The organism is Listeria ivanovii subsp. londoniensis (genome assembly GCF_000763495.1).
Lineage (GTDB): Bacteria > Bacillota > Bacilli > Lactobacillales > Listeriaceae > Listeria > Listeria londoniensis.
The window spans coordinates 1,297,271-1,318,316 of sequence record NZ_CP009576.1 but is presented as its reverse complement, the minus strand read 5'-3'; the positions used below and the strand labels follow the sequence as shown (position 1 = coordinate 1,318,316).

General features: G+C 39.2%; 26 protein-coding genes and 1 riboswitch. Of the genes, 5 read left to right on the top strand and 21 right to left on the bottom strand.

Annotated features, from left to right (window positions below; genetic code table 11):
- Nucleotides 1–6: 6 nt before the first annotated feature.
- The 10 genes from JL53_RS06450 to pduA (JL53_RS06405) are packed head-to-tail and all read right to left on the bottom strand — an operon-like array spanning nucleotide 7 to nucleotide 7,611.
- On the bottom strand, nucleotides 7–642 hold the full coding sequence (locus JL53_RS06450) for a phosphate propanoyltransferase (protein ID WP_038407124.1): 636 nt from the start codon (nucleotides 640–642) through the stop codon (nucleotides 7–9).
- A 3-nt stretch (nucleotides 643–645) separates the two neighbouring features.
- A complete protein-coding gene (pduA, locus tag JL53_RS06445) occupies nucleotides 646–921 on the bottom strand; it encodes a propanediol utilization microcompartment protein PduA (protein WP_003719364.1) in 276 nt (91 codons plus the stop codon).
- A 24-nt stretch (nucleotides 922–945) separates the two neighbouring features.
- Nucleotides 946–1,392, bottom strand: coding sequence for a BMC domain-containing protein (locus JL53_RS06440; RefSeq protein WP_038407123.1), 447 nt, complete (start codon nucleotides 1,390–1,392; stop codon nucleotides 946–948).
- A gap of 12 nt (nucleotides 1,393–1,404) precedes the next feature.
- Nucleotides 1,405–1,752 carry a glycerol dehydratase reactivase beta/small subunit family protein gene (locus JL53_RS06435; protein WP_003719362.1) on the bottom strand — a complete coding sequence of 116 codons (348 nt, stop codon included), beginning with the start codon at nucleotides 1,750–1,752 and terminating at the stop codon, nucleotides 1,405–1,407.
- Nucleotides 1,733–3,574: a diol dehydratase reactivase subunit alpha gene (locus JL53_RS06430; RefSeq protein WP_038407122.1), complete on the bottom strand. Its 1,842-nt coding sequence runs from the start codon at nucleotides 3,572–3,574 to the stop codon at nucleotides 1,733–1,735. The genes JL53_RS06435 and JL53_RS06430 overlap by 20 nt, the downstream gene beginning before the upstream one ends.
- A 42-nt stretch (nucleotides 3,575–3,616) precedes the next feature.
- Nucleotides 3,617–4,129 (bottom strand): diol dehydratase small subunit, encoded by a 513-nt coding sequence (locus tag JL53_RS06425; protein WP_038407121.1) that lies wholly within the window; start codon nucleotides 4,127–4,129, stop codon nucleotides 3,617–3,619.
- Between the two features lie 18 nt (nucleotides 4,130–4,147).
- Nucleotides 4,148–4,807 (bottom strand): propanediol/glycerol family dehydratase medium subunit, encoded by a 660-nt coding sequence (locus JL53_RS06420; RefSeq protein ID WP_038407120.1) that lies wholly within the window; start codon nucleotides 4,805–4,807, stop codon nucleotides 4,148–4,150.
- A gap of 37 nt (nucleotides 4,808–4,844) precedes the next feature.
- On the bottom strand, nucleotides 4,845–6,509 hold the full coding sequence (locus tag JL53_RS06415) for a propanediol/glycerol family dehydratase large subunit (protein WP_003719358.1): 1,665 nt from the start codon (nucleotides 6,507–6,509) through the stop codon (nucleotides 4,845–4,847).
- 18 nt (nucleotides 6,510–6,527) lie between these two features.
- Nucleotides 6,528–7,286 (bottom strand): propanediol utilization microcompartment protein PduB, encoded by a 759-nt coding sequence (pduB, locus tag JL53_RS06410; RefSeq protein ID WP_231845394.1) that lies wholly within the window; start codon nucleotides 7,284–7,286, stop codon nucleotides 6,528–6,530.
- 37 nt (nucleotides 7,287–7,323) lie between these two features.
- Complete coding sequence (gene pduA / locus JL53_RS06405) at nucleotides 7,324–7,611, bottom strand: propanediol utilization microcompartment protein PduA (RefSeq protein WP_003719356.1); 288 nt, start codon at nucleotides 7,609–7,611, stop codon at nucleotides 7,324–7,326.
- Between the two features lie 302 nt (nucleotides 7,612–7,913).
- Between pduA (JL53_RS06405) and JL53_RS06400 the strand changes: the two genes are divergently transcribed.
- The gene (locus JL53_RS06400) at nucleotides 7,914–8,798 is read left to right on the top strand and encodes a PocR ligand-binding domain-containing protein (protein ID WP_038407119.1); all 885 of its coding nucleotides are present in this window, start codon (nucleotides 7,914–7,916) and stop codon (nucleotides 8,796–8,798) included.
- A 153-nt stretch (nucleotides 8,799–8,951) separates the two neighbouring features.
- Nucleotides 8,952–9,142: riboswitch (cobalamin riboswitch) on the bottom strand.
- A gap of 65 nt (nucleotides 9,143–9,207) precedes the next feature.
- Here the strand turns inward: JL53_RS06400 and cobC are convergent.
- The 9 genes from cobC to JL53_RS06355 form a co-directional block, all read right to left on the bottom strand.
- Nucleotides 9,208–9,783, bottom strand: coding sequence for an alpha-ribazole phosphatase (gene cobC, locus JL53_RS06395; RefSeq protein WP_003719353.1), 576 nt, complete (start codon nucleotides 9,781–9,783; stop codon nucleotides 9,208–9,210).
- Entirely contained in the window at nucleotides 9,784–10,530 is a 747-nt protein-coding gene (cobS, locus tag JL53_RS06390) for an adenosylcobinamide-GDP ribazoletransferase (protein ID WP_038407118.1), read from the bottom strand.
- A gap of 1 nt (nucleotide 10,531) precedes the next feature.
- On the bottom strand, nucleotides 10,532–11,089 hold the full coding sequence (gene cobU, locus JL53_RS06385; RefSeq protein WP_003719350.1) for a bifunctional adenosylcobinamide kinase/adenosylcobinamide-phosphate guanylyltransferase: 558 nt from the start codon (nucleotides 11,087–11,089) through the stop codon (nucleotides 10,532–10,534).
- Entirely contained in the window at nucleotides 11,077–11,835 is a 759-nt protein-coding gene (gene cblS, locus JL53_RS06380) for an alpha-ribazole kinase (protein WP_038407117.1), read from the bottom strand. The genes cobU and cblS overlap by 13 nt, the downstream gene beginning before the upstream one ends.
- A gap of 25 nt (nucleotides 11,836–11,860) precedes the next feature.
- Nucleotides 11,861–12,292: a EutP/PduV family microcompartment system protein gene (locus JL53_RS06375; protein WP_003719348.1), complete on the bottom strand. Its 432-nt coding sequence runs from the start codon at nucleotides 12,290–12,292 to the stop codon at nucleotides 11,861–11,863.
- A 5-nt stretch (nucleotides 12,293–12,297) separates the two neighbouring features.
- Nucleotides 12,298–12,648 carry an ethanolamine utilization microcompartment protein EutS gene (gene eutS / locus JL53_RS06370; protein ID WP_038407116.1) on the bottom strand — a complete coding sequence of 117 codons (351 nt, stop codon included), beginning with the start codon at nucleotides 12,646–12,648 and terminating at the stop codon, nucleotides 12,298–12,300.
- 148 nt (nucleotides 12,649–12,796) lie between these two features.
- Nucleotides 12,797–13,351 (bottom strand): BMC domain-containing protein, encoded by a 555-nt coding sequence (locus JL53_RS06365; protein ID WP_003719346.1) that lies wholly within the window; start codon nucleotides 13,349–13,351, stop codon nucleotides 12,797–12,799.
- On the bottom strand, nucleotides 13,348–14,703 hold the full coding sequence (locus JL53_RS06360) for a 4Fe-4S dicluster domain-containing protein (protein WP_038407115.1): 1,356 nt from the start codon (nucleotides 14,701–14,703) through the stop codon (nucleotides 13,348–13,350). The genes JL53_RS06365 and JL53_RS06360 overlap by 4 nt, the downstream gene beginning before the upstream one ends.
- Nucleotides 14,704–14,852: 149 nt before the next feature.
- Nucleotides 14,853–15,761 carry an SDR family NAD(P)-dependent oxidoreductase gene (locus JL53_RS06355; RefSeq protein WP_038407114.1) on the bottom strand — a complete coding sequence of 303 codons (909 nt, stop codon included), beginning with the start codon at nucleotides 15,759–15,761 and terminating at the stop codon, nucleotides 14,853–14,855.
- A gap of 139 nt (nucleotides 15,762–15,900) precedes the next feature.
- On the opposite strand from JL53_RS06355, the gene JL53_RS06350 reads away from it, so the two are divergent.
- A complete protein-coding gene (locus JL53_RS06350; protein WP_038407113.1) occupies nucleotides 15,901–16,506 on the top strand; it encodes a TetR/AcrR family transcriptional regulator in 606 nt (201 codons plus the stop codon).
- A gap of 50 nt (nucleotides 16,507–16,556) precedes the next feature.
- On the opposite strand, the gene JL53_RS06345 is transcribed toward JL53_RS06350, so the two are convergent.
- A complete protein-coding gene (locus JL53_RS06345) occupies nucleotides 16,557–17,027 on the bottom strand; it encodes a precorrin-2 dehydrogenase/sirohydrochlorin ferrochelatase family protein (protein WP_038407112.1) in 471 nt (156 codons plus the stop codon).
- A gap of 91 nt (nucleotides 17,028–17,118) precedes the next feature.
- Between JL53_RS06345 and JL53_RS06340 the strand changes: the two genes are divergently transcribed.
- The 3 genes from JL53_RS06340 to JL53_RS06330 all read left to right on the top strand — a co-directional run bounded on the left by JL53_RS06340 (nucleotide 17,119) and on the right by JL53_RS06330 (nucleotide 18,761).
- Nucleotides 17,119–17,526: a VOC family protein gene (locus JL53_RS06340; RefSeq protein WP_003719340.1), complete on the top strand. Its 408-nt coding sequence runs from the start codon at nucleotides 17,119–17,121 to the stop codon at nucleotides 17,524–17,526.
- A gap of 137 nt (nucleotides 17,527–17,663) precedes the next feature.
- A complete protein-coding gene (locus JL53_RS06335) occupies nucleotides 17,664–18,236 on the top strand; it encodes an ATP-dependent Clp protease proteolytic subunit (RefSeq protein ID WP_038407111.1) in 573 nt (190 codons plus the stop codon).
- Between the two features lie 171 nt (nucleotides 18,237–18,407).
- Nucleotides 18,408–18,761 carry a nuclear transport factor 2 family protein gene (locus JL53_RS06330; RefSeq protein WP_038407110.1) on the top strand — a complete coding sequence of 118 codons (354 nt, stop codon included), beginning with the start codon at nucleotides 18,408–18,410 and terminating at the stop codon, nucleotides 18,759–18,761.
- A 57-nt stretch (nucleotides 18,762–18,818) separates the two neighbouring features.
- Here JL53_RS06330 and JL53_RS06325 read toward each other — a convergent pair whose 3' ends face one another.
- Nucleotides 18,819–21,038 (bottom strand): glycoside hydrolase family 3 protein, encoded by a 2,220-nt coding sequence (locus tag JL53_RS06325; protein ID WP_038407109.1) that lies wholly within the window; start codon nucleotides 21,036–21,038, stop codon nucleotides 18,819–18,821.
- Nucleotides 21,039–21,046: the final 8 nt, after the last annotated feature.

Here is a 21,046-nt window from a genome sequence, read left to right as displayed (position 1 = left end):
TAACTGTCACGGCTTGATAATTTTTGCAAAAGCATTGCCAGCAATGTCTGCTGCATTCGCTTCATCTGTATCAATGTGCATTTCTGGAATAAACTGATTGTTTACCCGAATCGTGCAATGATGCAAAATAAGGCTTCTTAACTCTGAACCAACTTCCACAGAAACTTCATCGCCTTGTTTTACGCCGTATTCAGCTGCTACATTTTCTGGCAAATGAATATGACGTTTCGCAACGATGACACCTTTTGGTAAAGTTAATTCACGCGTTTTGGAAACTAATTTAATTCCTGGTGTGCCTTCGATATCACCGGAAATACGAATTGGAATTTGTAAACCAAGCATTCTCGCATCCGTTTTAGAAAGTTCTACTTGCGAAAATTTCCGCAACGGTCCTAAAATTCGAACACGTTTTAATTCGCCTTTATCAGACACAACTGTAAGCGTCTGTTCTGCTGCGAATTCGCCTGGTTGTTTTAGCCATTTTTTCACTTGAATTGGCTCATTCGGGAATAGTTGGTTGTAGTCCGATTCTGTCAGATGAATGTGGCGGTTAGAGACTCCAATTGGAATCTCTGTTTCCGCACCATTTATTGTATCTGCCACTATTTTTTTAATCAGACTTTTCAATTCTTCTCTTTCCACAGTTTACAGACCTTTTGGTAGCAATGTTTCTACATCGTTATGAGGACGAGGGATAACATGGATAGATTGTACTTCTCCAACATTACGAGCTGCTGCTGCCCCTGCGTCTGTGGCTGCTTTTACTGCACCAACATCACCGCGTACCATAACTGTTACAAGTCCAGAACCGATTTTTTCATAACCTACAAGTGATACGTTTGCTGCTTTTACCATTGCGTCAGCTGCTTCAATTGCGCCAACAAGTCCTTTAGTTTCGATCATTCCAAGTGCATTATTCATTATATTTCCTCCTCAAAATTGGGTTTATTTCTCTTCTTCAAAATGAATACAATCTTGTCTAGGATCCCCTTTTACCCGTGGGCAAGCTGGATCATGACATAAATTACAAGTAGCTTCTGCCGTTACTTCGGGCTCAGCTGGTTTTTCTTGTTCGATTTGAACTGGCTCTTCTTTCACTGGTTCTGGCGTTACTTCTTCTCTTGGCCAAAAAACAGTAAAAATTTCTTCTCCTGGACGAGGAATGACTTTTTTAGCAACAAAGCTATCTGATGCTAAAGCGGTTTGTTCCCCTGCTTCGAGAGCTGCATTTACTGCCGCGACATCTCCTTCAATTTTCACCATAATCCAGCCAAAACCTTTTGCCTTTTCGGTGCCAATTAATTCGATATTTGCCACTTTTGCCATTGTATCGGCCACAGTAATTGCGGAAGCGAGTCCTTTAATTTCGATAATACCAATTGCTTGATGCATTCCTTCACCTCCTTATTTAAAAGGTACACCCTTGACGAGCCGTGCAGCATTCATTCCCATGTTACGCTTTTCTTCGCTCGTATTTGCTTCGAAACGATACGCTGAAAAAAGCGGTTGATCAGGTGGCAAATTACGATAATGAATGACTAAATGATCATTTTTCAGCGTAACCCCAACTAGGAGTGGTGAACTCGCAGAAGCTCGAAATGCTGCCTCTACTTCATCTTTCAAGGGCTTGATTTCTAACTCACAAGGAATGCCTTCTTCTTCTATTCCGAATAAAACTTGCTTAATACTTTCTGGACTCGCATCTGTGTCGGCATGAAAGTAAATTGCTGGCTTATTTAGCACTGGAATCATGCTCATCGCCTCGCTTATTAGAAAGTATTAAACCTGTTGCTACTGCATTCCTTGGACCTTCCTTACCACGAATATTCCCACGTCCAGCCACAAGCGAATAATGTGAAAGTGCATCCGTAATTAATTGCGGAATTTCAAAATCGAGCGCGGAACCTCCGACAATTACAACAAATGGAATATCACGAATATTACCAGTTGGGCTGACATATTTTAAGGCCCGAATCGTGTTTGTTACAAAAACCCGCTCTTTAGCAGAACGACGAACTAATTTAATTTTTTCAATCGAGACATCACCAGGAATCGGCACAAAGCCATCCGGTTTTACAATCACGACTTTTGCAAACACGCTTGGAGAAAGTGGTGTATCGAAAAACTGCACCGTACCATCTTCATGACGAATATGGAAAATGCTTTCTACTTTTGCAAGTGGATATTTTTTAATATCTTCTGCTAAGTAGCGATCCTCTAAACCAATTTCCGACTGAATAATCATGGTTACCATATCACCCGCGCCTGCCAAATGCGTTGCGATGATTTCTCCTTTACCATTGATAATGGAAGCATCGGTCGAACCTGCACCAAGATCTAAAATCGCTAGTGGCGTATTAGTTCCGGGAGTTGTAAGTGCACCAAGAATTGCGGCTTCTGCTTCAGCTCCTCCGATTTTGACAGCAACGTTTAATTCCCGCTCAATTTCAGAAGCGATAGCGGCCATTTGCAAATGATCACTTTTGACCATTGATGCAGTCCCAACCGCTTGCTCCATCGAAAATTCGCCAGCAAGTCCACCTTGCACATTCATCGGAACAAAAGTATCCACAGCAAGTAAATCTTGAATAAAAATATCTGCTGGAAGTTTATCTGTAAGCCCGGCCATTGTTTGCCGAACTTTTTCTAGCATTCCGCCAATATTTGTTCCTGGTTCTCCACTAGCATTATCCAGTTTTGGTAATGACGTAATTGCTTGCATAATTTTTTCAGAACCTTCAGCTACGTTTACTCGAAGCGTCCGACTTCCTGAGGCGAGCTCAATATGTCCAGCTGGAATAGTTCGAGCTTTGACGTCACCTTCTGGCGTTTTAATTACGACAGCAGAACGGTTTCCAATTAAAGCACGTGCGACGGGAATAATATTCTTTGTTTCATCAGAACTTAAATGAAATACTGTCGCGATACCATATGGATTAGAAATCGTCTCAATCACTTTACCAGGTGCAGCAACTTCAACTGCTGCTAACATCCCTACTGGAACTTTATCAATAAAACTAACTTCATCTACAATCGGTATTTTATGATTTAAACGGTTATGAACAAGTACACCGTCATCTGCTTGAAGAATAGCAGCAGTTATTTGATAACCACTTTCACTATACTTATTCATCACGATTGCTGCATCCTCAAAATCTACTGTTTTTGGAATGATAACGATGTAACTTCCATCTTTAGGTTTAGAAGCTAATTCATCCAAAAGAACAGTTATACCTGAGCCCATTCCTAGTCCACCAGGGGTTTTTGGATTATGCCCAATCATGGTAGATTCGGTGATAATTGTTTCGGTAATTGTTTCCATTGCCACATCACCAATCACGGGAGTCGCTTCATTAATCCGTATTTCCATTAAGTCCGCAGTGGTTGCATTTACTTTTTCCAAAGCAAGTTTTAATGCTTTAAAAATTCCGTGAAGGTTTTGTTTTGTTCCTTTGATACCAGTTGTTTCAGAAATAGCACTGGCAACAAAATCCGGCTTATTTTGTGCGTCTGTTGTTGCCAGTGCTACCTCAGTTGTTGAATTCCCGATATCAATGCCTGCAATATATTTCATTCACTTCACCGCATTTCCTAGATAATCGAGAGCAAGGTGTTTTTAATTATCACCTTTTAATTTTTTACGCTCTTGATAAAGCTCTGCTGCCTCGCGTACATAACTAGAGCAAATCGTTGCATGATAAACATTTTCTAATTCGTCAGCAATCGCAAATAATTCTGCTTTAGAAGAACGATAAGGACGCATCGCATTATAAATTTCTAAAATCCGCTCATCCGGAACAATGGTTAATTCAGCTGCCCGCTCAAAATTGTTAGCAAGTGTTGCACGTCCTGCGTCTCTCGCTACTTGTGCTTGCATTTTTAGTGTTTCGGCTGTAACCCTTACATCTTCTGGCTTAATCGTACCGTCTAAAACATTTTTCAAAGTGATATCGTCTAATGATTTTTTTGTAGATGTTTTCACAAGTTCAGGTCGTTTTGTACCTAGTGGATAATCACGGACTGTTAGCGTATCTCCACTTACTTTTTGGGAAGTAGTTGTTTTTACTGCGCCACTATTCACTTCTTGTAAAATATCTCTGACCATATTTTCTAATGCTTCTTGATTCATTATTTTCTCACCTCACTATTAGTTTACTTGTAATTCAACCGCGTTTTTCCCTTGAACCACATGCTTTGTTTCTTTGATATGAAGTAAAGCTGCTTTTGCTTGGAATTTCGGACGAGCCATTTGATCATTTACCATTGGGACTGGATTTGGTGATTCGCCTTTCGCATATTTTGCTGCATTTTTTCCAATTGCCCGGTAAGTTTCTAGCGTAATCAGTGGTGCTTGTGGGAAAAGTTCTAAGTTGGAAAGTGGTTGTAAGTCTTTTTGGTGGATTAAAGCTGTTCCACGTGACTGAATTCCGATACAAATACCAGAACCACTTAATTTATCTCCTTCTACTGCGACGAATGCTACATCAGAAGAACGGAATACACGAACAACACGTGCTTTTAATCCCTCTTCTTCAATTCCAGCAATCACTTCACGTAAAATTTGTTTATGTGGTACACCCACAATATTTTTTGTTTGGTATTTTCCAAAAGCTGGAGCAACTGCGATCACAACTTCATCTTTTTGTCTGCCAGGTTCCGCTTCCCCAACTTCTGTTAGAAAACATTCTCCTGAAACAGCTACAGCAGGCGCTTCTTTTTGGAAAGAAACTTTATCTTCTTTTAGCTGTAATTCATCTAGCACTTCTGCAATAATTCCGCGAAGTACTTTTTCGTTAATTTCAACCATGTCTTTTAGTCCTCCTTTTAAAAAAATGGGAAGTAGCTTAGTCTAATTCGTTTGCATCGACTGCAACAGCGATATCTTTTAGTTTTTCCCAGCGTTCGCCTTCTAAGCGATAACCAGTTCCTGGACCAGCGTAATCATTTAAATCATTGACCGAACTAATAACATTCCAGTCTTTATCAATAATTGCTGAAGTATGCAGGAAGTCTCCAGATACACGTTGTTTCAACATATTTAGTACGCTTTCGGCAACATCATCAAATCCACCAGCAGATAACGCTTTAACAACATCCAGACCAGTTACACCGCGGTCCATCATTTCTGCTGCTGCTTTAATATCTTCTACCATGTTACGTTCTGGCATATCTTTACTTCCACGTGCGTAAGTTGCTGCTTCTACTTCTTCATCCGTCACTTTTGGAAGACCTAATTGTTCAAACACAACTTGGATAACACGTGCTGCTTTATTTCTAACTGTAACAACTTCTTCTTCAGTAACCGGCGTTAAACCACCGTCTACTTTTAAATCACGTTGTAAAATATTGTAATCATCAAAATCATCTGCATCAAAATTGGAACCAGCGAACATATTATCGTAGTTTGGAGTTGCACTATAACCAGAGGAAATATAATCTGTTCCTGGTAAAAATTGCATTAGTAAACGGGCTGTACGACGAATATCAGAGTGCGAGAATGTTTGGTCATTACCAGAAGCAACTTCGAGATCAAGCATTACTGCGATTAAATTCTCTGCAAGTACGGCACGAATTCCACTTGGTACTGCTCCTGGAATCCCGATACAACTAATTGATCCATTTTGAAGTCCTTGAACACCGGCTGCTTTTGTAATGAAAATACAGCGGGATTCTAGGTAAAGCATCGATTTTCCTTCTGCATAGCCCATTTGAACTTCGGAACCTGTTCCTGAAGTGAAACGCATTTTCAGACCACGAGAAGCATAAGCACTAGCCAAAATCCCCTTGGACCAAGGTGTGTCATCTCCATCTGTGAATACTGGTTCTGTTCCATAAACGGAAATAGTTTCTGCATAACAAGTTAAACCACGCATACCTAGTTCTAATTCGGTTGCTTCTTCTAAGGAACATTGTGTAAGTACGCCGCCACGACCAGTTTGTGAACCAACTAGTAAGCTAAGTGCATTAAACGGTGCATAACGAACTACCGCAACGGTTGTTTCTTGCTCATCAAAACCACGAATAGCTGCTTCTGCTGCATCTGCTGCGATTTGTACTGGATTATCACGTAAATTAGTTACGTGAGCCTGTGTAGTTGGAGTTCGACGTGAACGCATTTTTTGCATGGACATCATCATTTCCACCACATTCATTTGTGAAACTACTTCTACAATTTTTGCCGGTGTCATTGCAGTTGTAAGTAAAACGATTTTTTCACGCGGAACATTTGGATCACAAAGCATATTTGCTAGCTTCACGGAATCCATTTGCATAACTTCTTCTACACGCGATAAATCAATGCCATATTTAGCGATAAAATGGTCAATTAAGTCAAATTCAGCTAATTTTTTGTTATCCATTTCGACTACTTTACCATTTTCTATTTTAATACTAGGTTTTGGATCGTTTGGGCTTTCCATCGCAATTAAGCCTTCTTCAATCCATTCCTTTACAAAACCATCTTGATTAACCGGGCGTTTTGCTAATTCTTCAAAGCGTTTTGATTTCATCAGTCGTTACCCTCCGTTCTAAATGTAGGATGGACGATCATTTTTCGGTTCATCCCCTAAAGCTCCAAGTAATTTTTTACCAATTTCACGTGCTGAAACAACTGCTTGACGTACTGCACCAGAATCTCCTGAAATACAAAGAATCACTTCATTGGAGAAGCTTGTTCCGTCAGCTGGTGAAGAATAAGCCACCACATCTACGTTAGCGGATTTCACTGCTGTATCAGCCATGACAACACCGATTCCAGCTGGGCCACCAACAATAATTCCGAAAGCTTTGCCAACCGGTGCGCCAAATGCTTTTTCAAGTGCATGACTCGCACGTGCTGTATATTGAAGTTCAATATGACCAGCCTCGTTGCCGTATACATCACCGAAAGTTTTATCTAATTCATTAAGCGCCACTTCTACTGCGCGTTTTACGTCAGAAACATCATTTCCACCGAAGATAATTAAAGAACCGTGACCTGCACCGCCTTTTGTATCTCGTGGTAATTCGATTTTCACTACTTCTGTGTTCGTTGCTTTTACGGCTTCATCTGCTGCCATAATATGTGGGCCTGCACCTGTACGGGCTCCTAAAATACCAATAGAACGATACGACTTTTCAAGCTTCATTGCTTCTAAAAGTTGACCATCTACATTTGCAATCACTAGGCCGATTGTATCTCCAATCGCTGTTCCAACAAATTCTGTTAATTGAACTGCTTTTTCACTCATTTGATGTGAGCCTCCATCCTCTACTAATTTTTCCGGGTCATTACCCACCGTTTCCATTACCTGTTTCAGAATTTCGTCAATCAGCTTATTTTGCTCACTCATCTGACTTCACCCTTACTGGTAAAATTTCTTCCACATCTGTGTGTGGACGAGGAATAACATGTGTACTCATTACCGTGCCGACATTCCTTGCTGCCGCCGCTCCTGCTTCTGTTGCTGCTTTAACTGCACCAACATCACCGCGAACCATGACTGTAACAAGTCCAGACCCGATTTTTTCGTACCCAGTTAGCGTTACATTAGCTGATTTAACCATGGCGTCAGCGGCTTCAATGGCGCCAACTAGCCCTTTAGTTTCAACTAAACCTAGTGCTTCTTGCATGGGTGTACCTCCTTCTTGAAAATAAGTATTTTACTCTCTCAGTATATGCAATTAGCAGTATAAATAGTTGGCACTTCCAAGAATAAAAAAAGAAGACGCAAATCGTGTTTTAACACAATTTTGCGCCTTAAAAAAAAATAACGACAAAAATCCATCCCCTCATGCATGGTTTGGGCTTTCCTCTATGAAATTGGTCGTAGCAATATATTGTTATCTTCATGGCAAGAAAATGTAAGCGCATTATAAATATGCTATACTTAAAGCGACTAATCACGCCAAGTATCGCCGAAAGGGGAATCACTATGTTACTACAGTCCAAAAGCAACGAAATACTTCTTGAAAAAGTCATGGATGAATTTTCAGCTGCAACAAGTCTAGCATCGGTTGTTGTCGATATCCACGGCACCGAAGTTTCTAGATTTTGTAACTTTACTCCTTTTTGCCAACTTATTCGTTCCAATCCAAAATATCGCTCGTTATGCCAAAAATGTGATATGTTCGGTGGGCTCGAAGCTTCCAAAACTGGCAAACCACTTATTTACCGCTGCCACGCCGGATTAACAGATTTTTCTGTTCCAATCGTCGTCGAAAATCAACTTAGTGGCTTTTTATTAAGTGGTCAAGTCATTTGTGAAGAAAATAGCCAAGTTGGTAACATTCAAACAGAAGAAACTGACTGGAAAAATGATAAAGATCTTATTTCCGCGTTTCGCTCTGTACCTGTTTTTAGCGCAAAAAAAATCAACTCATCCGCAGAAATGCTGACGATTATTTCGCAGTACTACTTAAAATCCGAAATGGAAAAAGGACGCGAAGAACAGAAACAAAAAATTGTTTTCCATCATACCAAAGTAGCACATCATGAAGATAATAAAGAAATTCGCAAAGCACTCAAATACATTGAAAAGAACCTAAACCGCCCGATTACATTAGATGAAGTAGCAAGTCATGTTTACTTAAGCTCTTATTATTTCAGTAAACTGTTTAAAAAAGAAATGGGCGTTAACTTCATCAATTACGTCAACCAAAAGAAAATGTCGCTTGCAAAGGATATGTTGAAAAATCCGCGTTGGTCGATTGATAATGTAGCAAGAAACTTAGGCTTCACACAAACCAGTTATTTCTGTAAAGTCTTCCGTAAAGAATTCGATATCACACCAAAGGGTTACCGGGAAACGTTAAAATGATTACTATAAGTCATGTTCACTTATGGAATGTGACTTTTTTCATTCCCGGAAAACAAAAAAACTTCCATCCAAAATCGAATGAGAGTTATCTACATAGCAAATAAAATCGCTATGTTCACTCGCATACGCTTTTTAGGACCCCGAAAAAGTGTTGCTTTCCGTCTCATTTGGCGAGTATCCTGACTTGGCTTCTTCCAAAAATCGAACCTTCCCATACGCTAAAGTCGCGTACAGTGGCAATCTCCATTTTTGTCCACCTTACAGTTGCGGGGGCAGTTTCGGCATCTCACCGAATTCCTCTTTCAGAAATGTACATACATTCCACCAACATAAGACCTATTTAATTACCTACATCTTATCATAAATCTTTTATAAAAAAAGCCTGTATTACCAAAACAACAATAATCTATTATTCATTATAAATTGTAAAACTAGCTGACTCATTGTCCCACAGCGAATAAAACCCTTGTTTAAAATCAGCATCCCAATATTGTGCTATTTTCTGTTTTTGTAAAAAAAGCACGATTAACCGTAAAACCCCTAGATGGCCTACTATTAAAACCGTATTTAACTTTTGCCAATTTTCCCATTCTGCATGAAGTTTTCCCATTACACGTTTGTAAAACACCGGAAAGTTTTCACCATTCGGAAAGTTTGCTGTCTGCCAATTATCGCAGTAAGCCTTCCAAGCATCAGGAAACAGCTCACTAATTTCCTGATACGTAAGCCCTTCAAAATCACCGAAATCCAGTTCATTTAACGCAGAAAAATGAACTGTTTTCGCATCACTCAAAATCACTGCAGATTCTTTTACCCGTTTCAAATCACTTGTAACAACTAAATCAATCGGATACGAAGCTAATTTCCCCTGCAAAAGTTCCATCTGTTTTTGACCAGTAGCATTTAACGAGACATCTAATTTTCCACAATATTTTTTTGCTTGATTCATGTCTGTTTCTCCGTGTCTAACAAAAATAAGCTGCAATCAAATCAACCCCCAAATTAACACCAGACAAAACAAACAAACGAGTTGCCCCATCTGTCCTCCAGCGCCAAGTGTATCGCCATTCATCCCGCCAATTCGTTTATACACGAAAGCCCGATAAATCACAGTAAACAACACCACAAGCGCATACGAAAGCACCCCAACATAAGAGAAAAACAAACCTACAACCACCAAAACAATGACTTGAGAAAAAGCAATTGTCCAGAATGAAACCCCTAGAAAAATAGCGCCCAGACCTTCCTTCGATCCAGTATAGCTCATTTTTATAAATAGCAACATCGTCACACCTTTAGCAACTACTGGCAAGACTAAAAATAACCAGCCAATTTGCGTGGCATCAGGAACTGAAATAAATAGCGCCGCATAGAATAGAAAATAAAAACAAATGGCAATAACACCATTCGCCCCAACTCGGCTATCTTTCATAATTTCCAGCATCCGCTCTTTTTTACGAGAAGAAAAAAGTCCATCTGCTGTATCAGCCAGCGCATCCACATGAAAACCACCAGTAATAATAATTTCGGCAAAAAGTCCCGCAATAATCGCTACTGGAAGCGGCATAACAAAATCGACTAACGAAAAAACAAGCCAGTTCCAAGCCCCAATAATTAACCCGACAAAAGGTAACAACACGCTCCCTTTCTTCAAGTTAATCTCCGCCATATTAATTTCCACTGGCACAGGAATTCGTGTAAAAAATTGAATCAATAAAATCAATGTTTTCATGCTATTTCCACCTTTTCGGAATGCCACTTACAACAAAATATACTTCATCTGCTTGCAATGCGATTTGTTGATTTACTCGCCCGATAATATCCCTGAAAATCCGCGTCATTTTGTCTTCTGGGACGACACCAAGCCCAATTTCATTTGTCACAAAAATAAGTGTGGCAGTCGATTTTTTTCCAGCATGTAAAATTTCTTGAATAACTGACTGGATTTTCGTTTCAATTTCATCTGCCAATTGATTAGTTAGTTCTTGCTCTTTCAGTAAATCAAAAAATAAATTAGTCACTAACATCGTTACACAATCCAGTAAAACAACCTCATAACGATCCGCACGTTTTCCTAAATAGGCCGGAATTCCCTGAAAAGCTTCATGCGTTTCCCAGTTTGCCGGCCTTGATTGTTGATGTTTTTTAATTCTCGCTTGAAATTCGGTATCATCTGGAAAAGCAATCCCGGTGGCAACATATAAAACGCTACTTGCTTTTGAAGCTTCTTTTTCCGCAAAGTTACTTTTTCCGCTCCTAGCGCCACCTGTTACAAGTATCATTTCTCCCATGATAAATCCTCTTTTCTGCGTATATCGCCTAACCGTTTAGCACTAGGAAACTTCTCCCAAAATTTTGCCGATACATTTGCTTTTACAGCTGCCAAAATAACAGAAGCCGGGCCAGCAGTTTTCTTCATTTTTGCTACCGTTAGCGTTTCATCAGGAATAAAGACACAATCATTTGTTTCGGCCAAAAGGTGCGCCTCGTAAGCCATTCCTTTCGAGCCAACAGGTACGACTTCTAAAACGGCGCTATTTGCAATTAGTCGCTTCACTAACTCGTAATCAGGCATTTGATCCATATTTTGCAAAACTTCTTCACCAACAAATGGCTTTCCAAACGCAAATAAGACCGCAGCTTGATGCACATTGGTTATTTTCAGTGCCGCTCTAGTCGCAAATCCAGTCACAAGCACACCTACACTTGTCGCTGATACTTCGATATTTTCTTCTGTACTACCATTCAGTTCAATATGTTCTAAATTAGCTTTTTTTAATTCGTTCTTTAATCCGGCGATAACTCGTCTTCCGGTTGGCTCCATTTCTGCACCAACTACATCGCTTACCGCCACCACTTCTGCACCAGTTGCAATCATTTCGAGTAATGCCACTCGTAGCGTTAATTGCCCCGTCACTTCAGGGGCAACAGCTAAACTATCATGAATTTTCTCCCCAAAACCTGCACTAATATCACAACTTGTTAAAACACAACCACTTGGTACATCAATAATAGATAAATCCCTCACTTGAGGCATAAACAGCACCTCCACCTATAAAAAATTAATCTTCCAAATACGTTCGTAGTTCTTCTATGCCAGTTTCTTCTACTGACGAAATATAAAAGATTTTCTTCGCGCCAGCCATTCTTAATTCTCGTTCAGCCCGCTCAATATCTTGATCCGTCTCTGCTAAATCCACTTTTGTGACAATCCCAATAACCGGTTTAGCAAAAATACTAGCAAACATTGGTGAAAATGTCTGTTTTTTCTCCGTGACACTTTGTAAAATCGCGATAACTGCCGCATCTGCCGCTGTCACCGTAAGCGCACTATAAAGTTGTCGATGTTGTACAAACTCTCCTGGCGTATCAATCATTTCTTGAAAATACTCCACAGCCTGCGTTTTCTTATATAAAATATCATAACCATGCAATTTCTGGCACAGTGTTGTTTTTCCACAACCAACCGAGCCCATTACCATCATTTTCTTCAAGCGACTCAGCTCCTAGTAAGTTTTGGAATAGAGAAATCCAAAATTTCATGTAAGGTATAAACCACTTGTTGTAAAGCTGATTCCACCGAAGACACATCTCCGGTTAAGACAACTGATCCGCTAAAACGATCGATAAAACCAATTCGCACATCACCTGATTTAGTTGCAATATCACTTGCAATAATGGATGCTTCACTTGGAGTTATAGTCAAAATACCAATCGCACTTGCGCCTTCTTCTAACCCTAATTTTGTATAAATATCACGGTTAGGGTTGGCAATTAAATGTGCGAGTGTCACCTGTTTACCTGGTACATATTCTTGAATTACACGTTCTTTATTATCATCAAAACTCATTATATACACTCCTTTATCTAGACAAACTCTCTCAAAGTAATCCTAACATACTAAAACACCACTATTTTGTCAGATTCGACAAAAGGCACGCAACCTCAGTCAGTGCGCACCTTTTGTGGAAAGCCAGTGACAATATAGTGTTATCTTTTTAATAAATTAAACTCTCGAAAACTTCTTTCCGCGGACGAGGAATCACTACTTTATTAATTAAAAGTGCTTCTTCCTTCGCTGCAGCAAGCCCTGCTTCTACTGCTGCTTCACATGCCGCCGTATCACCAGTAAGAACCACAAATGATTTCCCTGCAATACCTGTGGCTAGCCGAATGTCCATTAACTGTACATCTGCGGCCTTCACTGCTGCATCGGCGGCAATAATTGAACCGGAACAAGAATAATATTCCATCACACCAACTGCATTCATTTCGTCCGGTACTTCTGTTTTATTAATGGCCTTAATAACTTGATCCGACACTCGCGGAATCACTAAGTTGCCCACAATATTTGCAGCACCAATCTTCGTGCCTGCTTCAATTGATTGCGCAACTGAATCAACTGTTCCAGCAATTAAAATATAATATTTACCTGGACAGCTTGCTTTTGCATAAATCAATTCTGAATTTGCGGCTTTAAGCATGGTATCTACCGCTTCAATTCCTTTAGAAATACTATTTAGTTCTAAAAATCCCAACGTATCCATTTTCATGACATCACCTTCTTAATATGAACTTTGTCTTCGGTAATACGAATAATCTGGCCATCAATGCTCGCATGAATATTAGCACCTAAAGCCGTATCAGGAATTTTAGCAATTAAGTCGCCTTTTTTTACTAACTCGCCTTCACTGACAACTGGAATGGACGGCGCGCCAATGTGCATTTTTGTTGGAATAAACACTTCATCCACTTCTAAATAATGCATTTTCTCTAGATGAATATCAGCATATTGTTGCAAGCCCATTTTGATTAAAATATTTTTCGGGGCAATGGCTTTATACTCACGCATTGGGTCAGGCGTAAATTCTTTTTTGTCGGTTTGATAACGTATTCCTTGTTTTAGAAGTTCTTTTTTCACATGAATATTCACTTGGCGTGGGGACAGACCCATTGGACAAGCGATTACTTCACAAATTCCACACTCACAACAAATCATAGCTTCTTCCCAAATCGGATCATCTTTAATCGCCGAAATATCTTCCGCAACAGCAAAATGACGCATAACTTTATGAGGATGAATATCGTGGCCAAGCTGTTTACGCGGGCATAAATCTGTGCAAAGTGTACACTGAATACAAGCCGATTTTGTTTCATTAAAAATTTGCTCTACTGTTTGATAATGAAGTTTATGCAAATAGCCCGTATCTTCCGCAACAATCAACCCTGAAGTTGTTTTCGTTACCACTTTTTCAGCAAGGGTGGATTGGTTGTTTAATTTCCCCATCATTGGTCCACCATCTAAAAATAAATACTCGGATAAATTCGTACCACCTGCTGCAGCCAAACATACTTCAAATGGCGTTCCCACCGGCACATCTAAAAGTTTCGGTTCCCCGACTGCTCCAGTAACGGTTAATTGTTTCCGAATCACGGGAGCATCGTCATCAATCGCGTGAAAGACATTCCACATCGTCGAAACATTCGAAACGATACAACCAACCATTAACGGAATTCCGCTCGGTGGAACTACTCGCCCAGTTACTTCAAATACCATTACTTGCTCATCACCAGTGGGATAGACATTATCCATCTCGTGAATCGTGACACTGGAATCTAATTCTTGAATTGCTGCTCGTAATGCCGCAATTTCTTCTGTGTAGTAACGCTTCGTTGCAACCACCGCAAACTCCGCACCTACTTGGCTTTTAACCATTTCAATTGCTTTAATCGTTTCTACTGCATGGTTTCTCATCACAAAATGATCGGTTTTTAGTAGCGGTTCACATTCAGCCGCATTAATAATTAAATATTCCACTTCTCCGCTAAACTTGGCATGCGTCGGGAAACCCGCTCCACCACAACCAACAACGCCAGCATCTTTAATTTTTTCTAAAATAGACATTTGGCTTCAACACCCTCTTAAAAAGTTTTTCAGTATACTTCCATGATAGAGCGTTTACATTCCAAAATCTATAGTAAAATTTTGCAAGGGAAAAGACAGCAATATAATAGAATAAAAAAACCTCTGCTAAAAAACAGAGGCTACAAACATTATTTTATTAATTCAGGAAGTGTCTCCGTAACTTTTAACTCCGTATACGCAATGCTTTTCTTCCATAATTCAGTTCGGTTATTTTCATCATAAGATAATGGAGAAGACAAGCTTTCTACACCTCGATCAAAATATTTCCCAGTAACATGATCATATTTGGAATCTGTCATCAAATTTGCTAAAGCTTCACTTGATACTTCTAAGGTGCCGATACGATCCTCGATTTGTTTCATAAACTCTTCCGTAAAACGTGATTTATCCGGCGCAAAATTAGTCGTTGTCAACAATCCCGGATTAAAGGCATTCACGGTAATTTTCGATTTCGTATATGCTAATTTTTCTACTAATGAATACGTGAAATACAAATTACATAGCTTCGAATAAGAATAACGACTAAAATGAGTTTTTAAAGGTTCTATCGGATATGCCAAAGCAGGAACTCCCGGCCAGGTTAATTTATCACCAGGTGGATTGTGCATATCACTACTCACAACCACAATTCGTCCGTCTTCTCGCATAAAAGGAACTAACAAATTCGTTAATAAAAAGTGTCCTAAATGGTTTGTCTCAAATACGACATCAAAGCCGTCTGTTGTAAGCCCAGTATTATTTCCATTTATCCCGGCATTACACAAAACACCATCTAATAAACCTAAATCCGCCGCCTGAAAGTTAGCAACAAATTTTCTGACAGAAAGAAGCGAAGATACATCCAATTCCATCGCAATGATATTCTGATTATCCGTACTTTTCTGTAGTTCATTTACTGCCATATTTGCTTTTTCGAGATTCCGACAAGCAAGTAGAATCTGATAATCTTTGTATCTACTTGCAATTATTTTAGCGGCCGCAAAACCTAATCCTGAATTCCCACCAGTAATCATGATTGTTTTCTTATTCTTTGTCATATTCGCTTACTCCTTTAGCTTATTATTTTGGATTCACGACTCTTTTTAGCACACTCGTACTAGTTGTTATGTTGACAGATTAGCACAACCGTACTACAATGTCAATAAATAGCTGATTTAGATAAGAGGGATGATTGATATGAAAAAAGATACGAAACAAGAAATTATCGAGACTGCCTTTAAGCTTTTCCATGAACAAGGTTATGCTAATGTCTCCGTTCGAAATATTGCGGACAAATTAAACATCAGTGTGGGCAACTTAACCTATCACTTCAAAAAAAAGGAAGATTTAATTGAAGCAGTCATTATTGACCAATATGAAAATTTTCAAGCTCCAGAAACTCCAACGACTATTTCTGAGCTAAATGACTTCTTCTTACTCGGTGTATCGCATCAAAAACAAGAAGATTACTTTTTCGCGCATTACGGCGAACTAGCATCTATTAGTCCAAAAGTATACGAAGTGCAAGTCGCTGCCATTCAAAAAAGAAAACAAAAATTACAAGCAGCCTTTCAAAACTTACAACAAAATGGCGATATGTTAGCAGAAGAAGTCCCCGGACAAATCAATGCTTTAATTGATGTATTAAACATGATCAAAATATATTGGACACCTAATCAAGAAGCATTTACTAGTGCGAAAGAAAGCCCCTTTGATTGTTTATGGAGCTTGATTTATCCTAGATTGACGGCTAAAGGAAAAGCTGCATTTCAAGAAGACATTCAAACTAGAAACATTGCTTAAAACCAAACGAGAGCTAAAAACCATTTTTTCGATTGGTTTTTAGCTCTCGTTTAATTCTTTCTGACACGATAAGCAATTTCTTCCGTTTCTAGTTTTTCTACTAGATTAGCTATTTCGAGTTTTACTTTTTTGGCATAGCTTGGATTTCCGCCACCTGTCGAAATCCCAATGACTAACTCATCTTTTGTCACTGTTGCCATATTAAAAAAAGCAGCATTCGCTTGATTAGTCGTATCATTAACTAATTGATCAGCTGAAGCATCCTCGGCAACTGCTTGATTTACTTCGCGATTATCTGTACAAATAAATACTAGAAAAGCTCCGTAAAGATGCTCTTTTCGGTAAGGTTCTTCTAAAACTTGAATACCTAGCTCCTTTATCTCTGGTAAAACAGTTAAACCAACGACTAGCACATCCGCAGCCGCCTCCACTAATCCCTGGGCCTTACGAAGTGCTACCTTTCCACCACCAATGATCACCACTTTTTTCCCAGTTAAATCTAACATAATCGGATACTTCATCGTCTATCCCCCGCACATTTTTCTTCATTTTAACACATAATTCCATTAAATTACGGGTATATTAGAAATAAATCAAAAGGAGGTAGAACAAATGTTTAATTATGCAAAGCCTGTTTCGACTTTCCTTACTTTTAATGGAAACGCCGAAGAAGCAATGAATTTTTATCTAGCAACTTTTCCAGATGCAAAAAAAATCTCCCTCACCTATTTTACCAAACCAGAACAAGGCGGTGACATTGGCAAAGTATTAAACGGCACTTTTGAAATTAAAAATGCTGCCTTCATGGTAATGGACATGACAAATAACGCCTCACCAGATTTCAGTTGGTCCACTTCTACCATTTACTTCGCTAGTACGGAAAGTGAATTTGATGATTTATTTGATAAACTTTCCAAAGAAGGAACAGTGATGATGGGGCCAGAAGCAGTTGAATTGCTACGAAAAGTCGCGTGGGTTACCGATAAATACGGCGTTACATGGCAGCTGGTTTTTGAATAATTGCTCTTAAGAAAGCGCGGAAAAACGCGTTTTCTTTTTATGAGGTTAACTCTATTCAAAATGTTTGACCATTTTCGACCATTGTGCTAAGATACTTGTGATACAACTAATACAAGGCTTTTAAGGAGGAATTTTTCATGGCAGACAATAAAAATAATGAAAACATCACCAACATCCTTACCCAAAAACTAATTGATACACGTACGGTTTTAATTTATGGCGAAATTAACCAGGAGCTAGCAGAAGACGTTTCAAAGCAACTCTTGTTACTAGAATCTATCAGTGATGAGCCAATTACCATTTTCATCAATAGCCAAGGCGGACACGTCGAAGCTGGTGATACAATTCATGATATGATTAAATTCATTAAGCCAACAGTCAAAGTCGTTGGAACTGGCTGGGTTGCAAGCGCCGGAATTACTATCTACTTAGCTGCCGAAAAAGAAAACCGCTTTAGCTTACCAAATACCCGCTACATGATTCACCAACCAGCTGGCGGCGTCCAAGGCCAAAGCACCGAAATCGAAATCGAAGCAAAAGAAATTATCCGGATGCGTGAACGAATTAATCGTCTAATCGCTGAAGCAACTGGTCAAACTTACGAAAAAATTTCCAAAGATACTGACCGCAACTTCTGGTTATCTGTAAACGAAGCAAAAGATTATGGTATCGTAAGTGAAATTATTGAAAATCGCGATGGCTTAAAATAAACAAAGAGGCTGGGACATATAGATCTTTAAAATGAAAAACAAGCAGAAATCATGTCTATTCCATTTTCAGAAATGGCTCTATACAATGATTTCTGCTTTTCTATTTTTCAATTTTTATTTCTGAGTTTTAGTTATGTCCTAGCCCCCTTTTTATTGAAAGGATGGGTATAAATGGAATTAACAAAGGAAAATTTTCAAAAGTTAGACGAAATTCATTTATCCACGGATAACCGGCAATCTATGGAAAAAATTATCGCTATTTTAAGCGAGTCTTATATAGAGATAACAAAAAGCGGTCAAATAACAGACTATGCGTATTATAAATCACTAACCTCTTTAAGTACCAATCCGCTAGAAATAATCGACTACGCGATAAAAATAATGGATCCAACAAAAGTGCTTAGCTACTATAAACTAAAAGATACCGTGGAAAATACTTATACAATGAGAAGTAATTTATGGGTACTTGAAAACGGCGCTTGGAAACTTACTTTTCATCAAGGGACGAAAATAGTCGCTCCCTAAACTATATCAAAAGAGAAGTCTAGCATTTTGTTAGCCCCCTCTTTTTGTGTCATTTTGCTACTTTTTATATTTCCGAACACGTTCATCCTCAATCACGCCAGAAAAATCCAACCCATAAGCAAAATCATAAGCATGTCCAAGTTCGTCTGTGTAAGGCGTCATATCATGCGCAACATCTTCTTTTTGTGTTTCAACGACATCCATACTTGCTGGCATTTGGAATGGTAATAAGCCACTTGGTTCTGTTTCGCCGCAAAGAATCGTTAGTAATGCTTGCGTGGTAGCGGAAAAATGAACTAACAAGCCATCAATTGCAGTTTCGAACTCAGCGACAACTGTCGGATTGGCACTATCTAAACAAACAATTACTGGTTTATTTCCCATTATTTTTTTCGTTGTTAAAATGGCATCTAAATCAGATTCGTTTGTCGTTTTATTCGTTTTGTTTTTATAAGAACGATTAGTTGACTCCTCAAGCGGATCTCCACCAGCAATACTGATTTCACGAGCAAGTTTAGCAGTATACGGCCGATATTGTAAAGAAATTGGCAAGTAGCCATCTTGTTCGGTATAGGCAACAGACTGTGGTGATTCGATAAAGACAAGCGCAAAATCAGCTTCCTTTGGGTCTTCTACTAATTGATAAAATTTAGCTACTATTTGTTTATCTACCGGAAACTGACTTGTTGCAGCAATCTTTTTGCCAAACCAATCAAACGTTTCTGGACGAGTTCGCTCCGGAATATATACTTTTAACTTTTTCGCCAGTGGTAAGACTTGTTTTTTATTTTTAAGAAGTACCACTGATTTTTTCTGTGCCTCAAATCCAGCTTCCATATAAGTAGGATTTCCACATATTTCTTTGGATTTTGCTAGCGATAAGTAAGGGTTTTCGAATAAGCCTGTTTGAAAAATGTTGCGTAATAAGCGGTGCGCACTTTGTTCGAAGCGGTTGCGCATCACATCTTCACCAAATTGCGCTTTACCCATTTCATAGGCAGCAAGTACTGGTTTTAAATCATTGTTTCCACCAAACTGATCAACGCCTGCTAAAATCGATTGATAATGCCGTTCTTCCACTGATTTATCTTCCACACCCCAACTTTTCCCAGAAATAAATTGACTCATACTGTGATTGTCGTGCGTAATATTCCAATCAGTACAAACAACCCCATCATATTTATATTTACCACGTAGTAAATCTTGAACTAAATAACGGTTAAAGCCATTGCCAACATTACTGGGAGTTTGATTGTAGGAAATTGTATAATAGGGCATAATAGCGCTTGCGTAACCCGTTTTATCTAGTTTAAAGGCGCCTTCCGTAAATGGTATTAAATGCTCATTAAAATTATCCCCCGGGTACACGGCATATTTTCCGTAAGCATAATGCGCATCTCGACCAGCTTCCCCACTACCGCCACCGGGCCAATGTTTCACCATCGCATTAACACTATCACTTCCAAAGCCTGCGTCACTATTTTGGAAGCCTTCACAATAAGCTTTTGCCATATCCGCACTCAGCTTGCTATCTTCACCAAAAGTCCCGTTAAACCGCATCCAACGTGGCTCGGTTGCAATATCGACTTGTGGCGATAATGCTGTTGTAATCCCTAACGCGCGATATTCTAATGAAGCAATCTCACCAAATTGTTTTACTACCTCTGGATTGAAAGTGGCAGCAAGTCCGAGCGGTTCCGGCCATTTGGAAATATCGCCACCAGAACCTGCATTAAATTCTGTATTCGCTTCACTCGTATGGCGTGGATCGCTACTCATATTAATCGGAATCCCAAAATCCAAGTTTTCCACAAAAGCTTGCATTTGGTTATTCCAAGTCACGGCAGCTTCGGTGTTTTCCACTGCTGTTAATAACACATGACGCAATCTATCCTCTTTTAAAAATGCCTTTTGCTGATCGGTAATATCAGAAATTTTTGCCTGCTTATTTTCCTTTAAAGATAAGCCAGCATAAGTCCCCGCAAACATCTCCGCAAATCGCCCGGTTGTTGCCACACTTTGGTGCCCACTATAAAGCATTAATCCCGCAATCTCTTCCAGCGGCAATTGTGAAACTAAATCCGTAATTCGTTCCTCCATCGGTAAACGCCAATCTTCATAAGGATCTAGGCGGCCGTTTTTATTTAAATCTTTAAAAGCAAAGCCATCTATTTCTAAAATTTCTACTGTGCTGTCTTTTGCAAGGCCTAGAGTTGCCCCATTTTCATTTTCAATTAAAACATAGGTATCTTTGTCAGTTACTTTATATTTTTTCATCTTGAAAA

What these genes read in the sequence shown, in the direction of transcription:
- pduA (WP_003719364.1), bottom strand. Translation starts at nt 921, where the DNA reads ATGAATAATGCACTTGGAATGATCGAAACTAAAGGACTTGTTGGCGCA.
- JL53_RS06420 (WP_038407120.1), bottom strand. Translation starts at nt 4,807, where the DNA reads ATGGTTGAAATTAACGAAAAAGTACTTCGCGGAATTATTGCAGAAGTG.
- JL53_RS06400 (WP_038407119.1), top strand. Translation starts at nt 7,914, where the DNA reads ATGTTACTACAGTCCAAAAGCAACGAAATACTTCTTGAAAAAGTCATG.
- eutS (WP_038407116.1), bottom strand. Translation starts at nt 12,648, where the DNA reads ATGAGTTTTGATGATAATAAAGAACGTGTAATTCAAGAATATGTACCA.
- JL53_RS06335 (WP_038407111.1), top strand. Translation starts at nt 17,664, where the DNA reads ATGGCAGACAATAAAAATAATGAAAACATCACCAACATCCTTACCCAA.
- JL53_RS06430 (WP_038407122.1), bottom strand. Translation starts at nt 3,574, where the DNA reads ATGAAATATATTGCAGGCATTGATATCGGGAATTCAACAACTGAGGTA.
- JL53_RS06360 (WP_038407115.1), bottom strand. Translation starts at nt 14,703, where the DNA reads ATGTCTATTTTAGAAAAAATTAAAGATGCTGGCGTTGTTGGTTGTGGT.
- pduA (WP_003719356.1), bottom strand. Translation starts at nt 7,611, where the DNA reads ATGCAAGAAGCACTAGGTTTAGTTGAAACTAAAGGGCTAGTTGGCGCC.
- JL53_RS06440 (WP_038407123.1), bottom strand. Translation starts at nt 1,392, where the DNA reads ATGCATCAAGCAATTGGTATTATCGAAATTAAAGGACTCGCTTCCGCA.
- JL53_RS06345 (WP_038407112.1), bottom strand. Translation starts at nt 17,027, where the DNA reads ATGAAGTATCCGATTATGTTAGATTTAACTGGGAAAAAAGTGGTGATC.
- cblS (WP_038407117.1), bottom strand. Translation starts at nt 11,835, where the DNA reads ATGCCTCAAGTGAGGGATTTATCTATTATTGATGTACCAAGTGGTTGT.
- cobU (WP_003719350.1), bottom strand. Translation starts at nt 11,089, where the DNA reads ATGGGAGAAATGATACTTGTAACAGGTGGCGCTAGGAGCGGAAAAAGT.
- JL53_RS06355 (WP_038407114.1), bottom strand. Translation starts at nt 15,761, where the DNA reads ATGACAAAGAATAAGAAAACAATCATGATTACTGGTGGGAATTCAGGA.
- JL53_RS06340 (WP_003719340.1), top strand. Translation starts at nt 17,119, where the DNA reads ATGTTTAATTATGCAAAGCCTGTTTCGACTTTCCTTACTTTTAATGGA.
- JL53_RS06425 (WP_038407121.1), bottom strand. Translation starts at nt 4,129, where the DNA reads ATGAATCAAGAAGCATTAGAAAATATGGTCAGAGATATTTTACAAGAA.
- JL53_RS06325 (WP_038407109.1), bottom strand. Translation starts at nt 21,038, where the DNA reads ATGAAAAAATATAAAGTAACTGACAAAGATACCTATGTTTTAATTGAA.
- pduB (WP_231845394.1), bottom strand. Translation starts at nt 7,286, where the DNA reads ATGGAAACGGTGGGTAATGACCCGGAAAAATTAGTAGAGGATGGAGGC.
- JL53_RS06330 (WP_038407110.1), top strand. Translation starts at nt 18,408, where the DNA reads ATGGAATTAACAAAGGAAAATTTTCAAAAGTTAGACGAAATTCATTTA.
- cobS (WP_038407118.1), bottom strand. Translation starts at nt 10,530, where the DNA reads ATGAAAACATTGATTTTATTGATTCAATTTTTTACACGAATTCCTGTG.
- JL53_RS06365 (WP_003719346.1), bottom strand. Translation starts at nt 13,351, where the DNA reads ATGAAAATGGATACGTTGGGATTTTTAGAACTAAATAGTATTTCTAAA.
- JL53_RS06350 (WP_038407113.1), top strand. Translation starts at nt 15,901, where the DNA reads ATGAAAAAAGATACGAAACAAGAAATTATCGAGACTGCCTTTAAGCTT.
- JL53_RS06435 (WP_003719362.1), bottom strand. Translation starts at nt 1,752, where the DNA reads ATGATTCCAGTGCTAAATAAGCCAGCAATTTACTTTCATGCCGACACA.
- JL53_RS06415 (WP_003719358.1), bottom strand. Translation starts at nt 6,509, where the DNA reads ATGAAATCAAAACGCTTTGAAGAATTAGCAAAACGCCCGGTTAATCAA.